Here is a 12,405-nt window from a genome sequence, read left to right as displayed (position 1 = left end):
AGTACGAGCGACCCCTCTTGACCGCGGCTGAACATCTGTTTAGTGTGCTGTACATGCGTTCAGCTTCCGACGATCTCACCGCTCGTGCCCGCATCCGCGACACTGCCATCGCCGCCTTCGCGCGCAGCGGCTTCGATGCCACCAGCCTTCGCGCGATCGCCACCGAGGCCGGAGTCAGCGCCGCGCTGATCGTGCATCACTTCGGCGACAAGAACGCCCTGCGCACGGAGTGCGACGACTATGTCGTCGGCGTCTTCACCGATGAGGAGCACGACCTCATCACGGCCCCGACCGGCGACCGCATCCGCACCGCGCTGAACGACCTCGGCCGATTCGGGCCCTATATCGACTACCTCGCCCGGATGCTGATCGACGGCTCTCCGGCAGCGGATCGGCTGTTCGACAGCTTCCTCGCGAGGACGCGCGATGTGCTGGCCGAGCAGCGCGAGGCGGGGATGCTCGAGCCGATGAGCGACCCCGAGATGACGACGCTGACACTCACCCTGATCGGCCTGGCGCCGGTCGTGATGCGCGCTCAGATCGCCCGGGCCCTGGGCACCGATCAACTGAGCCCGGCCGGGCTGCGACGCACGACGCTGCCCACACTCGAGCTGCTCACCCACGGCATCTATTCGACGACCGCGCTGCTCGACGGTGCGCGCGAAGCCCTCGGAACAGAGGGTCCCACCCCGGAAGGAGACGCATCATGACCGACACCATCGAGATCGAACGTCTGCACAAGCGCTTCGGCAGCCGCGTCGCGCTGCACGAGCTCGACCTCCGAGTTCGTCCGGGAACCGTGTTCGGGCTCATCGGACCGAACGGCGCGGGCAAGACCACCGCGCTCCGCACACTGGTCGACATCATCCGTCCGTCCTCCGGCACAGTGCGCATCCTCGGCGAGGACCCGCGTCACGGCGGTGCCGCTCTGCGGCGGCGCATCGGCTACGTGCCGGGCGAGCTGCACCTCGAGGGGCGCACGAGCGGGCACCGGATGCTGGCGTTCTACGCCCAGGTCTCGGGTTCACGGGACTCCGCCGCGACCCTGCATACGGCACGCGACCTGGGCGACCGTCTCGGCGTCGATCTGTCACGTCCGGTGCGCACCCTGTCGAAGGGCAACAAGCAGAAGGTGGGGCTGATCCAGGCGTTCATGCATCGTCCGGAGCTGCTGATCCTCGATGAGCCCACCAGCGGCCTCGATCCTCTCGTGCAGCGGGAGTTCCTGCAGATGGTCCGCGAGGCGAAGGATGCCGGGCAGACCGTGCTGCTGAGCTCGCATGTGCTCAGCGAGATCCAGCAGACCGCCGACGAAGTCGCCGTCCTCGCGAACGGACGGGTCGTCGCCGACGGCGACGTCGCCTCGCTGCGACTGGGCTCGATTCGCCGGGTGCGCGTCGAGCTCGCGACGACGGATGCCGCGGCCGCGCGCGCCGGCTTCGACCGGGTGCCGGGGCTCACCGGCATCGACGCGCACGATGCCGACGGGATCCTGCACCTGTCCGGCACGGTCGACGGCGCGATCGACCCGTTCATCAAGGCGCTCGCGCCGTTCGAGGTGCGCGACCTCACCGTCGAGGAGCCGGACCTCGAAGAGTCCGTGCTGCGTCTGTACGGCTCCTCTGTCACTCCGGCGTCGGCCCGACCCGCGACCCGACGATCGCGGCGCGACAGGGGGGAGCAGCGATGAACGGCATCCTGCCCGTGTTCCGACGCAGCCTGCGCGAGTCCTGGCGAAGCCTGCTCGGATGGACCGCCGGCCTCGCCGCGGTGCTGTTCCTCTATCTGCCGCTGTACCCGAGCCTCGCCGGAGACGGCCAGCTCGAGGCCATGATCTCGTCGCTGCCGAAGGAACTCGTCGACACCCTCGGGTACGACCAGATCGCGACCGGCGCCGGATACGCGCAGAGCACGTTCTTCGGCCTGATCGGCTTCCTTCTGCTGACGATCGCAGCAGTGACGTGGGGGTCGGCGGCCATCGCCGGCGCGGAGGAGAGCGGACGGGCCGAACTCGACCTCGCGCACGGGATCGGCCGCGGCCGGTATGCGCTGGAGTCGGCCTTCGCCGTGCTCGTGCGACTGCTGTGGCTCGGCGTCTTCTCGGGGCTCGTCGTCTGGGCGTTGAACGACTCGGCCGAGCTCGGCCTCGACGGCTGGCGCATCGTCGGAGCGAGCGCCGCGCTCACCGGACTCTCGTTCCTCACGGCATCCGCCGCCCTGCTCGCCGGCGCAGCGACGGGTCGCCGCATCTGGGCGACCGGCGCCGGCGCAGGGATCGCCGTGCTCGGATACATCCTGCAGGCGTTGGCGAAGCAGTCCGATGACCTCGAGTGGCTGAACGCGCTCTCGCCCTACGCCTGGGTGTACCGTCAGCCGCCCCTCGCCGAGGGCGTGGATGCCGGTGGACTCGCGCTCACCTGGGGCCTGGCCGTGGTCCTCGCCGCAGCTTCGGCCGTCGCGCTGCGCGCCCGGGACCTGCGCGGCTGAGCGCTCCTCACCGCACCTGCCTGCCTGCCTGCCTGCCTGCCTGAAACAACTGTTGACACACCCGCGGTTCAGTGGTTACCTACTCTAGTAACTAACCCACCAACCAGCGGAGGACTCGTGATCGAAGAAGGCAAGCCGCTCTTCCTCCAGATCGCCGAGCAGATCGAGGACTCGATCCTCGACGGCTCTCTCGAGGAGGAATCGCAGGCGCCCTCGACGAACGAGCTCGCCGGCTTCTACCGGATCAACCCCGCGACGGCAGCGAAGGGAGTCGCCATGCTCACCGACAAGGGAGTGCTCTACAAGCGCCGCGGCATCGGCATGTTCGTCGCCGCCGGGGCGAAGGATCTGCTGCTCGGCGAGCGCCGTGCCGCATTCGCCGACCGCTACATCGAACCGCTCATCGCGGAGGCCCGCACACTGGGCCTCGGCTCCGACGACCTCGTCGCGCTGCTGCACGAGCGCGCGACCCAGACACAGCAGAACGACCAGACAGAAGGGAAGACCACCGCATGACCGCCGTCATCGAGGTCCAGAACCTCACCAAGCACTACAAGGAGAAGAACGCGCTCGACGACGTGTCGCTCAGCCTCGAGGGCGGCGCGATCTACGGACTGCTCGGCCGCAACGGCGCGGGCAAGACCACGCTCATGTCGATCCTGACCGCGCAGAACTTCGAGTCGTCCGGCACCGTGCGCGTCTTCGGCGAGCACCCCTACGAGAACACGCACGTCCTCAACCGGATCTGCTTCGTGCGCGAGAGCCAGAAGTATCCGGATGACGCCTACCCGCGTCACGCGTTCAAGGCGGCGAGCCTGTTCTTCCGCAACTGGAACCAGGAGCTGGCCGACGAGCTCATCGAGCAGTTCCAGCTGCCGATGAAGCAGACCATCAAGAAGCTCTCCCGCGGACAGCTCTCGGCCGTCGGGGTCATCATCGGCCTGGCGTCGCGCGCCGAGCTCACCTTCTTCGACGAACCGTACCTGGGGCTCGACGCGGTCGCCAGGCAGATCTTCTACGACCGCCTGCTCGAGGACTACGCCGAGCATCCGCGCACGATCGTCCTCTCGTCGCACCTGATCGACGAGGTCTCGAACCTCATCGAGAAGGTCATCGTGATCGACAACGGCAAGATCCTCCTCAACGAAGACACGGATGCCGTGCGCGACCGCGCCGTCACCGTGGTCGGCGATGCGGTCAAGGTCGACGCGTGGGCGGCAGACCGTGAGGTCCTGCACCGCGAGGCGCTCGGCCGAGTGGCATCCGTCACCGTGCTCGGGGCGCTGTCGGCCGCCGAGCGCGCCGAGCTCACGGCATCCGGTCTCGATCTGGCTCCGGTGTCGCTGCAGCAGCTGATCGTCCGTCTCACCCAGAAGGCCGAGGCGGGCGCAGCCACCAGGGCCTCCGTCGCGAAAGAGGAGGTGCGCTGATGCGACGCACACTCAACGTCATCCGTCTGCAGCTCATCAACCGTCAGACGTTCATCTGGGTGCCGCTGATCATCCTCGGCTCCGCGGTCGTGATCTCGGTGCTGATCTACGCGATGATCCCCGTCGACACCCCCAAGTACGGCGGTGGCGGCCAGGCTCCGCTCTGGTACTTCTTCGCGATCGGCCTCTCGGCCATGACACTCACCTTCCCGTTCTCGCAGGCGATGAGCATCACGCGGCGCGATTTCTTCTTCGGCACGCTGCTCACCGCGATCCTCGGCAGTGCGCTCATGGGCGTCGTCTTCCTGATCGGCGGCGGAATCGAGACGCTGACGAACGGCTACGGCGTGAACGGCTACGTGTTCTACCTGCCGTGGCTGTGGGAGGCGGGTCCGCTCGGAGCGTTCACCGTCTACTTCACGCTCGCCCTGTTCCTGTTCGTGGTCGGCTTCACCGGTGCGACGATCTACAAGAGCTGGGGACCCACCGTGCTCACGATCGCGGGCGTCGGGCTCGGTCTCGTGCTCGTGGGTCTCGCGTTCCTCGCGACGAGGCTCGAGCTGTGGGACGAGGTGTGGCGGGGCATCCTCGACGCCGGAGCTCTCGGTCTCGCACTGTGGGGTCTCGTCGTGACCGCGGTGCTGGCGGGCATCTCGTTCCTCGCGTTCCGCCGGGCCATCCCCTGATCGCCCGCTGATCACTCGACGCCGGTCGCTCCGAAGAGGGGCGGCCGGCGTCGACGCGTCGCGACCGCTACTCGCCCTCGCCGCCGGACGCAAGCACATGCGTGAACGGATGCCGAGCGGCTAGCGTCACCCTTCGGGGAGGATGACGAGAGGATGCCGTGACGAACATCAGGACACGAATGCGCGCGCGCCGTCCCGGCATCGTGCGCTCACTGCGCGAGGCGGTCGACCCGGCCCGGCTGCTGCTCGTGGCCAAGACCGCTCTGGCTGTCGGACTCGCGTGGCTGATCGCCCCGCACATGCCCGGCGTCACCGACGAGTACCCGTACTACGCGCCGCTCGGCGCCCTCGTGAGCATGTATCCCACGCTGATGGGGTCGGTGCGGTCGGGGCTGCAGACCCTGCTCGGACTCGCCACCGGCATCGGGCTGGCAGCGATCGTCGTGCTCACCGTCGGCCCGACGTGGTGGACCATCCCGGCCGTGGTCGGCATCGGCGTGCTGGTCTCGGGAACGGGGTGGTTCGGCGTCGGCCGCGAGTACGTGCCCATGGCCGCGCTCTTCGTGCTGATCATCGGCGGCCAGAATGCTGACGACTACTCGATCGGGTACCTGGTGCAGACGGCGGTCGGCGTCGTCGTCGGACTCCTCGTCAACCTGGTGATCGCGCCGGCGCCGCTGACCCTCGCCGCCGCGGCCAAGGTCGACGCGTTCCGCACGCAGCTGAGCGAGCACCTGCACGACATCGGGTCGGCGGTCTCGGAGTCATGGCCGCCCGAGCACCAGCAGTGGGCCGATGATGCGGCCTCACTCGCCGACACGACGGCGGAGCTGCGCACGGCCCTGTCGGAGGCCGACGACAGCCGGCGAGGCAACCCACGGGCGCTGGGACGACGGGGGGAGACGCGACACATCCACGCCGAGCTCGCCCGGCTCGACAGGATCGCGCATCTGATCCGCGACATCTCGGACGAGATCGCCGACACCATCTGGGATCGCCCAGGGGCTCTGGTGCTCGACGCGGCGCTGCCCGAACCGCTGTCGAACGCGTGCCATGCCGTCGCCGAGGTGATCGCCCAAGAGGATCCCCTGTCGCCCGAGGATCACCGGGTCAGGGGTGAGGCCGCGCGCGCCGTGAGGCTGCTGCTCGAGACCGTCGACGACCGGACCATCGACGCCCGCCGCTCGATGGGGCCGGGAGTGCTCGCGGCCATGCACCTGCGGCGCATCCTGATCCTCAGCGGCCACCGCGACGAGGACGAAGACGAGGACGAGTCGGACGACGAGGCGGGATAGTCGGATCCGACGAGCGACCAGGATCGACGACGGTAGCCGATGTCCGTGCCCCTGCGTAGGATCGGCGGCACGCACCCACGACCTGAGGAGACGACGATGTCCGCCGAGCAGATCACCGAGAAGCCCCTTCCCTACGTCCGCCTCGCGGCGCTGACCCAGAGCGTCGCCTCACAGCCCGAGGTCGCGGGGGTGGTGGGTCCGCTGTTCGATCAGGTGGCCGATGCGATCGTCGCGTCGGGCGGAGAGCCGGGGCTCCCGATCGCGGAGTACGACATGAACAAGCACGGCGTGCGCATCACGGTCGGCTTCACCTATGACGGGCCGGCGATCGACGGCCTCGTCATCGTCGAGCTTCCCGCCGTCGACGATGCGTTCACCGCCACGCACCTCGGCACCATGGCGACGATCGATGACAGCTGGCATGCGCTGAACCAGGCGATCGCCGCGCAGGGGGCGACGGCGCAGGGTGCCTGCCGTGAGGTCTATCTGCAGTCGGAGTCCGAAGATCAGGCCGACTGGATCACCGAGCTCCAGCAGCCGGTCGCCCGCAGCTGATCGTCAGAGCGCTCCGGCGAGCGCCGCGATGCCGACGATCACCGAGACGAGCGCGAGCACCAGGGCGATCGCGATCAGCACGGCGTGCACCTTGAGGAACGCCGTCGCCTTGCCGTCGGCATCCCGTGCCCGCGGGTCGGTCGCGACGCGCTTGTAGAAACGGGGCCACACCAGCACGTTGAAGGCGGCGTTGAGGAAGAGCACGACGGCGAGAGCGATCACCACTCCACGCTAACGCCCGCGGCACGAGTCGCCGGACACCCGGCATCCGTCTCCCCGGGACGGAATCCCGCCAGAACCCCGAAAAAACATACCGAGTCCATGTATCAGGAGCCTCTTGCCGTGCTCCTTACCGGTGTGATCACAATGGGACTCATGATCGACGGCGCACCCGACGGCGCCGCCCTCGATCCTGCACCGGACGACGGAGCAGCACGCTGGAGGCGTGCCGCCGAGTTCTTCGACGCATGGCGGGACGGCGAGAGCCGCGCGATGGACGACCTCGTGCGGCTGATGACGCCTGTGCTCTGGCATGTCGTGCGCGCCTACGGACTCGACCGCACACTGGCCGAAGACGTCGTCCAGACCACGTGGCTGCAGCTGGTTCGCGGGCACCGCTCGATCAGTGATCCGAAAGCCGTGTCGGCCTGGCTGACGACCACCGCTCGCCGCGAGGCCTGGCGTGCCGGGAAGGCCCAGAACAGGGTCGACACGACCGAGTCGGATGCTCTCGACGCACTGCTTCCCACGCAGCAGTCGGCCGAGCACCACGCCACCGTCGGCGACGAGAAGCGACGGCTGTGGGCAGCGGTTCGCCTCCTCGCCGACCGATGCCAGCGACTGCTGCGAGTGATCGCCTTCGAGGAGCGACCGGACTACGCCCGCCTCGCCGCCGATCTCGCGATGCCGGTCGGCAGCATCGGCCCCACCCGCCAGCGCTGCCTCGCGAAGCTGCGCGAGCTGCTCGACGCACCGACACCACGAACGGAGGGCAGCTCATGAGCGAGAACGATCGCGCCAACGGCGGCGACAACCATGAGGATGCCGAGCTGTTCGCGCAGCTGCGTTCGCTCTGGCGTGACGTCGATCCGATGCCGGCCGCCCTCATCGACCGCATGATCGCGGCTGTGGCAGCCGAGGGGCTGTCGGAGGAGTACGCGCTGCTCACCCTCATCGAGGAACCGCTCGGAGCCGTTCGCGGCGACGCCGACGCGCTCACCCTGCAGTTCAGCGACGGCACGACCAGCATCCTGCTGCACGTCACGCGCACGGCGAGCGGTGCGCACCGGGTCGACGGCTGGGTCGACTCGATCTCGGGTGCGATCGAACTGGCTCAGGGCGAGAGCATCCGCACGACGACCGCGAACGACACCGGCCGCTTCCTGTTCGACGACGTGCCCGACGGATTGACCCGCGTGCGCCTGAGCACCACGGTCGGCGACCAGGAGCGCACCCTGTCGACGCCGCAGTTCGAGTTGTGATCCACCGCGGGGCGACCCGCGCATGACGGGGCGACCCGTGCACACCACCGCTGGGCGACTCCCGCACCATGCAGGACCTCACTCACCGGAAGCGGGCCGACCCGCACACACCGCGGGGTCCCCCGCACAGGACGCGGGCTCATCCCGCAGAGGACGCGGGTCCGCCCGCGAGGAGAGGATCGACGATGGAGCAGCCCAAGGGGTGGAGCTGGCAGGACCGGGCCGAGGGATCGATCAGACGGGGGACGGCGCTGGACCCGTCGGTCGAACCCGTCGAGGGCGTCAGGGCGTTCCCCACCGCGTATCTGCAGGAGCGGCTGCTGATCACGCAGGATCAGGAGAACGGTCAGGAGGAGTACGACGAGGAGATCCGCGAGTTGCGCGATGCAGCCGGCTCGTTCGGCTGGATGCTCGAGATCGATTCGCCGGATGCTCTGCGCGCGGCTGATCCGCTGGTCCCCGGCGTGCCGGGGTTCCTGCGCGCTCGCCTGACCACTCCCGACGAGCCGACCCGCGGCGAGTCCCCGGTGCCGCCGGACGCCTGGCGCGTGCTGCAGCGCGCGCGGCGCAGCTCCGGCACGTCGATGCCGCGAACCAGCCTCGAGCATGTGCTGTCGATCGACCCCGTCGGACTCAACCCGTTCAGCCGAACGAATCCCTTCAGCCGCACCAACCCGTTCAGCCGCACCAACCCGGTGCGCGGCGCGGGCGGAGGGGCCGGAGGCAGCGACGACTACCTCGAGCCCGGGCGCGGCGCGCGCCAGCCGGTGACCTGGCTCGGACCGGCTCCCCGGCGCACGGCGGACCCGAAGCGCGGCCGACGTCCGGTGGTGGCGGTGCTCGACACGGGATGCGGTGCGCACGACTGGCTGCCGGACGACATCGTCACCCGGCACATCGAGATCGACGGCATGCCGATCGGACTCACCGACGACGCAGACCCCGAGGTCTATCCGGATCTCTACGGGCAGCTCGACGGCGAGATCGACGCCGTCGCCGGGCACGGCACGTTCATCGCGGGCATCATCCGCCAGACGGCGCCGGATGCCGACATCCTGTCGATCCGCATGGCCGGCGCACTGGGCGTGATCGACGAGAGCAGCTTCCTGACGACCGTCGCGCAGGTCGTCGAGCTGCTGCGGCGACACCGCGAGGACCCGTCGACCGGGCATCCGATCGACGTGCTCAACCTGTCGCTCGGGTACTACCACGAGACCCCGGTCGACGGTCAGTTCAGCCGGACCCTCGACGCGCTGCTCACCGCGGCGCGAGAGCTGGGATGCGTGGTGGTGTGCTCGGCGGGCAACGACGCGATCGACCGACCGTCGTTCCCGGCATCGCTGTGGCCGTGGCCCGGTGCCGACAACGGCATCTCCCGTGATCACGCTGCGCCGCATGTGTCGGTCGGGGCTCTCAATCCGTCGGGCCGGTCGGTCGCGCTGTTCTCGAACGTCGGCCCCTGGGTGCAGGTCTACGCCCCCGGCGCCGCCGTCGTGAGCACGTCACCGGCCTTCGTCGGAGGCGAGCAGGCGACGACCAGAGCGGACGTCGACGGACTGCGGCGCGAGACGATCGACCCGGACGACTACCGCGGAGGCTTCTCGATCTGGAGCGGCACGTCGTTCGCGGCTCCGTATGTCGCGGGGCGCATCGCGGCACAGTGGGGCTCCGTGCCGGCACAGGGCGTCACGGCGGATGCTGCGGCCAAGGCCGTCTCCGCCGTGCTCAAAACCCTGCCTTCACCCGTGACGGGAGGGTAGCCGCGCGCGTCGGATCACAGCACACCTTCCCTGAGGCCAGACATACCGGCATTCTGGTGCAATGCCCCTGTCTGCTCTCGAGCTGCATCAGCGCGGCGTCGACGCAGCCAACTCCCGACGGTTCGCCCAGGCGCGGCGTGCGCTGACCGCCGCATCGGCGCGCACGGACGACGCCGATCTGCGTGCCCGCATCGACGGGACCATGGCCTACGTGCTCGCTCAGACGGGCCAGCCGGTGGAAGCCGAGCGACTGTCGCGCGAAGCGCTGTCACGGCCGGGCCTCAGCGACGAGACAGTCGCCCTCGCGAACGGCCAACTCGGCACGTTGCTCATGCACGGCGGACGGCTCGACGACGCCGACCTGTTCCTCACCAGGGCGATAGACGGCCTCGACGAGGGCTCGATCGAGAGCGCCAACTGCCTGATGAGCCGGTCGATCGTCAGTATGCAGAGGCACCGGCTCGACGCCTGCACGGCCGATCTGCAGCGGGCCATCGCGGCCTATGAGGCCCACGGGGCCGAGGAGCCGCTGGCCGAAGCGCGCCACAATCTCGGCTACGCCGCGCTGCTCGGCGGCGACCTCGTCACCGCACTCGGGCTGATGACCCGATCGCGTCCGATCCTCGCCGCGACCAGCGACCTCGCCGCCGCGATCAGCGACCTCGATCGGGCCGAGGTGCTGCGCGATGCCGGCCTCACGACCGAGGCCGAAGAACTGCTCGGCACGGTCGCGGTGCGATTCGGCGCACAGCGGATGCGGCAGGCGCGAGGTGAGGCCGAGTTCCATCTCGCCCGATCGCTGCTGCGGCACGACGCCTCGTCGGCCGAGCGTGCCGCGGCGACCGCATCCCGTCGCTTCGCCACCCTGGGAAGCGCGAGCTGGGCCGCCCGCGCCGACGCGGTGCGGCTGGAGGCGCAGCTGCGAACCCGACCTCAGAAGCCGCCGGCCGCCGAGGACTTCTCTCGCACGGTGGACGCGCTCACCCGGGGAGGATTCCGCACCGAAGCGGCTGCGGTGTCACTTACCGCTCGGCTGGCCGACGGAGGTCGCCTGCCCCGACTCACCCCTGACGCCCCGACGCCGCTGCGTCTGCGCGCGCACGAGGTGCGTGCGGTGCGTGCCGCCGCACGGGGCAGGGATGCCGATGCTCGCCGGGCCGCCGCCGAGGGGCTCGACCTGCTCACCACGTGGCAGCAGTCGTTCGGAGCGCTCGACCTGCAGGCGTCGGTGGCCATGCACGGCACCGAGCTGATGTTCGCCGGTCTCGCCGCGGCCGCGCGATCGCGCGATCCCGAGGTGCTGTTCGAGTGGTCCGAGCGTGCCAGGCATCTCAGCCAGCAGGTCGCACCGGTGCGCCCGCCGCACGATGCCGAACTGTCGGCCGACCTCGCCGAGCTGCGGATGCTGCGCGCCGACCTCGCGGGGTCGGACTGGACGACGGATGCCCGGGTGCGCGAGCTGCGGGATCGAGTACGTGACCGCCAGTGGTCGTCGACCGGCGTCGGCGAGAGCCACGAACGCCTGGGTCTCTCCGAGACCCGAGCGCGACTCGACGAGGACACAGCGATCCTCGCCTACGTCTTCACGCGCGAGGAGCTGCTGTGCGTCGTCGTGACGACATCCGGCTCGTCGATCGTCGAGCTGGCGCTGCCGCGCATCGAGGCCGCGCTCGACGGACTCCGCGCCGACCTCGACGTGGCGGCTCTGACCCACGGCGGGCCGATGGCGCACGTCGTGGCGCGTTCGCTCGACGACAGACTGCGACGACTCGACGAGGCCCTCCTGGCACCGGCGCGCGCGGCGTCGGGAGGAGCGGCACGTCTGGCCCTGACGGTGCCCGGCATCCTGGGCGGCATCCCGTGGGCGATGCTCCCGGGAATGCGCGGAACTCCGTTCACCATCGCGACGTCGGTGTCTCGCCTGCTCGGCGGCTCCGATCGCCGCCCGCCACAGGCCTCCCGGGCAGGTTTCGCGACCGGCCCCCGCGTCGCGCGCGCCGAAGAGGAGGTGCGCCGGGCCGCCGCAGCGTGGGCAGGCGCCAGGATGCTGACCGGCGACAGCGCGCGGGTCAGTGCCGTCACCGAGCTCGCCGAGCAGGTCGACGTGCTGCACATCGCCGCCCACGGTCGTCATGCGGTCGACAACCCGCTGTTCTCAGGGTTCGAACTCGTCGACGGCACCCTGTTCGGGTACGACGTCGACCTGATCTCGCGCCCGCCCGAGACCGTCGTGCTCTCGGCGTGCGAACTCGGCCGCTCGTCGGTGCGCTGGGGCGAGGAGGCGCTGGGCATGACGCGCGTCTGGCTGCACGCCGGCACCGGCTGCGTCATCGCCGCCCCTGTCGTGGTCGCCGACGACGTCGCCTGCGAGCTGCTCGGGGCCGTGCACTCCGAGCTGGCCACCGGTGCCAGACCCGCGGACGCGCTGGCCGCGGCATCCGAATCCACAGGCCTCAGCGCGCCTTTCCAGTGCCACGGAAGCGGACTCTGAAACTTTTCTCCAGTCGATGTATCAGAACATCGGTGACCCGCTCCTTATCTCCAGAAGGTGCCAGCGAAGGGCTTCGGAAACGAAGCGCGAGGGAGGCGCAGTCGAACTGGGGAAACCCTCGTGCACTGGGGAGTGTGAGGGGACGACAGGACACCATCTACTCCGGGGATGTCGCGAGAGGGGTCGCGGCATCCCCACCAGGAGTCCGGCACCGCGTTGC

At 69.7% G+C, this 12,405-nt stretch carries 13 protein-coding genes; 12 read left to right on the top strand and 1 reads right to left on the bottom strand.

Annotated elements, in window-relative coordinates; genetic code table 11:
- The first annotated feature begins 53 nt into the window (after positions 1 to 53).
- The 8 genes from BMW26_RS00700 to BMW26_RS00665 all read left to right on the top strand — a co-directional run bounded on the left by BMW26_RS00700 (position 54) and on the right by BMW26_RS00665 (position 6,453).
- Positions 54 to 710 (top strand): TetR/AcrR family transcriptional regulator, encoded by a 657-nt coding sequence (locus tag BMW26_RS00700; RefSeq protein WP_083569421.1) that lies wholly within the window; start codon positions 54 to 56, stop codon positions 708 to 710.
- A complete protein-coding gene (locus tag BMW26_RS00695; protein WP_072590465.1) occupies positions 707 to 1,690 on the top strand; it encodes an ABC transporter ATP-binding protein in 984 nt (327 codons plus the stop codon). The genes BMW26_RS00700 and BMW26_RS00695 overlap by 4 nt, the downstream gene beginning before the upstream one ends.
- The gene (locus BMW26_RS00690) at positions 1,687 to 2,487 is read left to right on the top strand and encodes an ABC transporter permease subunit (RefSeq protein ID WP_072590464.1); all 801 of its coding nucleotides are present in this window, start codon (positions 1,687 to 1,689) and stop codon (positions 2,485 to 2,487) included. Before BMW26_RS00695 ends, BMW26_RS00690 begins: the two co-directional genes overlap by 4 nt.
- 117 nt (positions 2,488 to 2,604) lie before the next feature.
- Positions 2,605 to 3,003: a GntR family transcriptional regulator gene (locus tag BMW26_RS00685; protein WP_072590463.1), complete on the top strand. Its 399-nt coding sequence runs from the start codon at positions 2,605 to 2,607 to the stop codon at positions 3,001 to 3,003.
- Positions 3,000 to 3,917 carry an ABC transporter ATP-binding protein gene (locus BMW26_RS00680; protein ID WP_056275931.1) on the top strand — a complete coding sequence of 306 codons (918 nt, stop codon included), beginning with the start codon at positions 3,000 to 3,002 and terminating at the stop codon, positions 3,915 to 3,917. Before BMW26_RS00685 ends, BMW26_RS00680 begins: the two co-directional genes overlap by 4 nt.
- Positions 3,917 to 4,603, top strand: coding sequence for a hypothetical protein (locus BMW26_RS00675; RefSeq protein WP_053098360.1), 687 nt, complete (start codon positions 3,917 to 3,919; stop codon positions 4,601 to 4,603). The genes BMW26_RS00680 and BMW26_RS00675 overlap by 1 nt, the downstream gene beginning before the upstream one ends.
- 158 nt (positions 4,604 to 4,761) lie before the next feature.
- Positions 4,762 to 5,898, top strand: coding sequence for an FUSC family protein (locus BMW26_RS00670; RefSeq protein WP_232224510.1), 1,137 nt, complete (start codon positions 4,762 to 4,764; stop codon positions 5,896 to 5,898).
- 96 nt (positions 5,899 to 5,994) lie between these two features.
- Positions 5,995 to 6,453: a GyrI-like domain-containing protein gene (locus tag BMW26_RS00665; protein ID WP_072590461.1), complete on the top strand. Its 459-nt coding sequence runs from the start codon at positions 5,995 to 5,997 to the stop codon at positions 6,451 to 6,453.
- 3 nt (positions 6,454 to 6,456) lie between these two features.
- Here BMW26_RS00665 and BMW26_RS00660 read toward each other — a convergent pair whose 3' ends face one another.
- Positions 6,457 to 6,675, bottom strand: coding sequence for an SCO4848 family membrane protein (locus BMW26_RS00660; RefSeq protein ID WP_222839149.1), 219 nt, complete (start codon positions 6,673 to 6,675; stop codon positions 6,457 to 6,459).
- 153 nt (positions 6,676 to 6,828) lie between these two features.
- Here BMW26_RS00660 and BMW26_RS00655 point away from each other — a divergent pair, with 153 nt between their 5' ends.
- The 4 genes from BMW26_RS00655 to BMW26_RS00640 all read left to right on the top strand — a co-directional run bounded on the left by BMW26_RS00655 (position 6,829) and on the right by BMW26_RS00640 (position 12,185).
- Positions 6,829 to 7,455 carry an RNA polymerase sigma factor gene (locus tag BMW26_RS00655; protein WP_230101089.1) on the top strand — a complete coding sequence of 209 codons (627 nt, stop codon included), beginning with the start codon at positions 6,829 to 6,831 and terminating at the stop codon, positions 7,453 to 7,455.
- Complete coding sequence (locus tag BMW26_RS00650; RefSeq protein ID WP_056275923.1) at positions 7,452 to 7,934, top strand: hypothetical protein; 483 nt, start codon at positions 7,452 to 7,454, stop codon at positions 7,932 to 7,934. The genes BMW26_RS00655 and BMW26_RS00650 overlap by 4 nt, the downstream gene beginning before the upstream one ends.
- Before the next feature lie 185 nt (positions 7,935 to 8,119).
- On the top strand, positions 8,120 to 9,694 hold the full coding sequence (locus BMW26_RS00645) for a S8 family peptidase (RefSeq protein WP_072590459.1): 1,575 nt from the start codon (positions 8,120 to 8,122) through the stop codon (positions 9,692 to 9,694).
- A 61-nt stretch (positions 9,695 to 9,755) separates the two neighbouring features.
- Entirely contained in the window at positions 9,756 to 12,185 is a 2,430-nt protein-coding gene (locus BMW26_RS00640) for a CHAT domain-containing protein (RefSeq protein ID WP_072590458.1), read from the top strand.
- The last annotated feature ends 220 nt before the right edge of the window (positions 12,186 to 12,405 follow it).

It is taken from the genome of Microbacterium sp. 1.5R (assembly GCF_001889265.1).
Classification (GTDB): Bacteria; Actinomycetota; Actinomycetes; order Actinomycetales; family Microbacteriaceae; genus Microbacterium.
This window is presented reverse-complemented; position numbering and strand designations above follow the sequence as displayed.

Excerpts from the sequence above, each read along its gene's own strand:
- BMW26_RS00700 (WP_083569421.1), top strand. The coding sequence starts at position 54 with ATGCGTTCAGCTTCCGACGATCTCACCGCTCGTGCCCGCATCCGCGAC.
- BMW26_RS00655 (WP_230101089.1), top strand. The coding sequence starts at position 6,829 with ATGATCGACGGCGCACCCGACGGCGCCGCCCTCGATCCTGCACCGGAC.
- BMW26_RS00645 (WP_072590459.1), top strand. The coding sequence starts at position 8,120 with ATGGAGCAGCCCAAGGGGTGGAGCTGGCAGGACCGGGCCGAGGGATCG.
- BMW26_RS00665 (WP_072590461.1), top strand. The coding sequence starts at position 5,995 with ATGTCCGCCGAGCAGATCACCGAGAAGCCCCTTCCCTACGTCCGCCTC.
- BMW26_RS00675 (WP_053098360.1), top strand. The coding sequence starts at position 3,917 with ATGCGACGCACACTCAACGTCATCCGTCTGCAGCTCATCAACCGTCAG.
- BMW26_RS00640 (WP_072590458.1), top strand. The coding sequence starts at position 9,756 with ATGCCCCTGTCTGCTCTCGAGCTGCATCAGCGCGGCGTCGACGCAGCC.
- BMW26_RS00695 (WP_072590465.1), top strand. The coding sequence starts at position 707 with ATGACCGACACCATCGAGATCGAACGTCTGCACAAGCGCTTCGGCAGC.
- BMW26_RS00650 (WP_056275923.1), top strand. The coding sequence starts at position 7,452 with ATGAGCGAGAACGATCGCGCCAACGGCGGCGACAACCATGAGGATGCC.
- BMW26_RS00690 (WP_072590464.1), top strand. The coding sequence starts at position 1,687 with ATGAACGGCATCCTGCCCGTGTTCCGACGCAGCCTGCGCGAGTCCTGG.
- BMW26_RS00680 (WP_056275931.1), top strand. The coding sequence starts at position 3,000 with ATGACCGCCGTCATCGAGGTCCAGAACCTCACCAAGCACTACAAGGAG.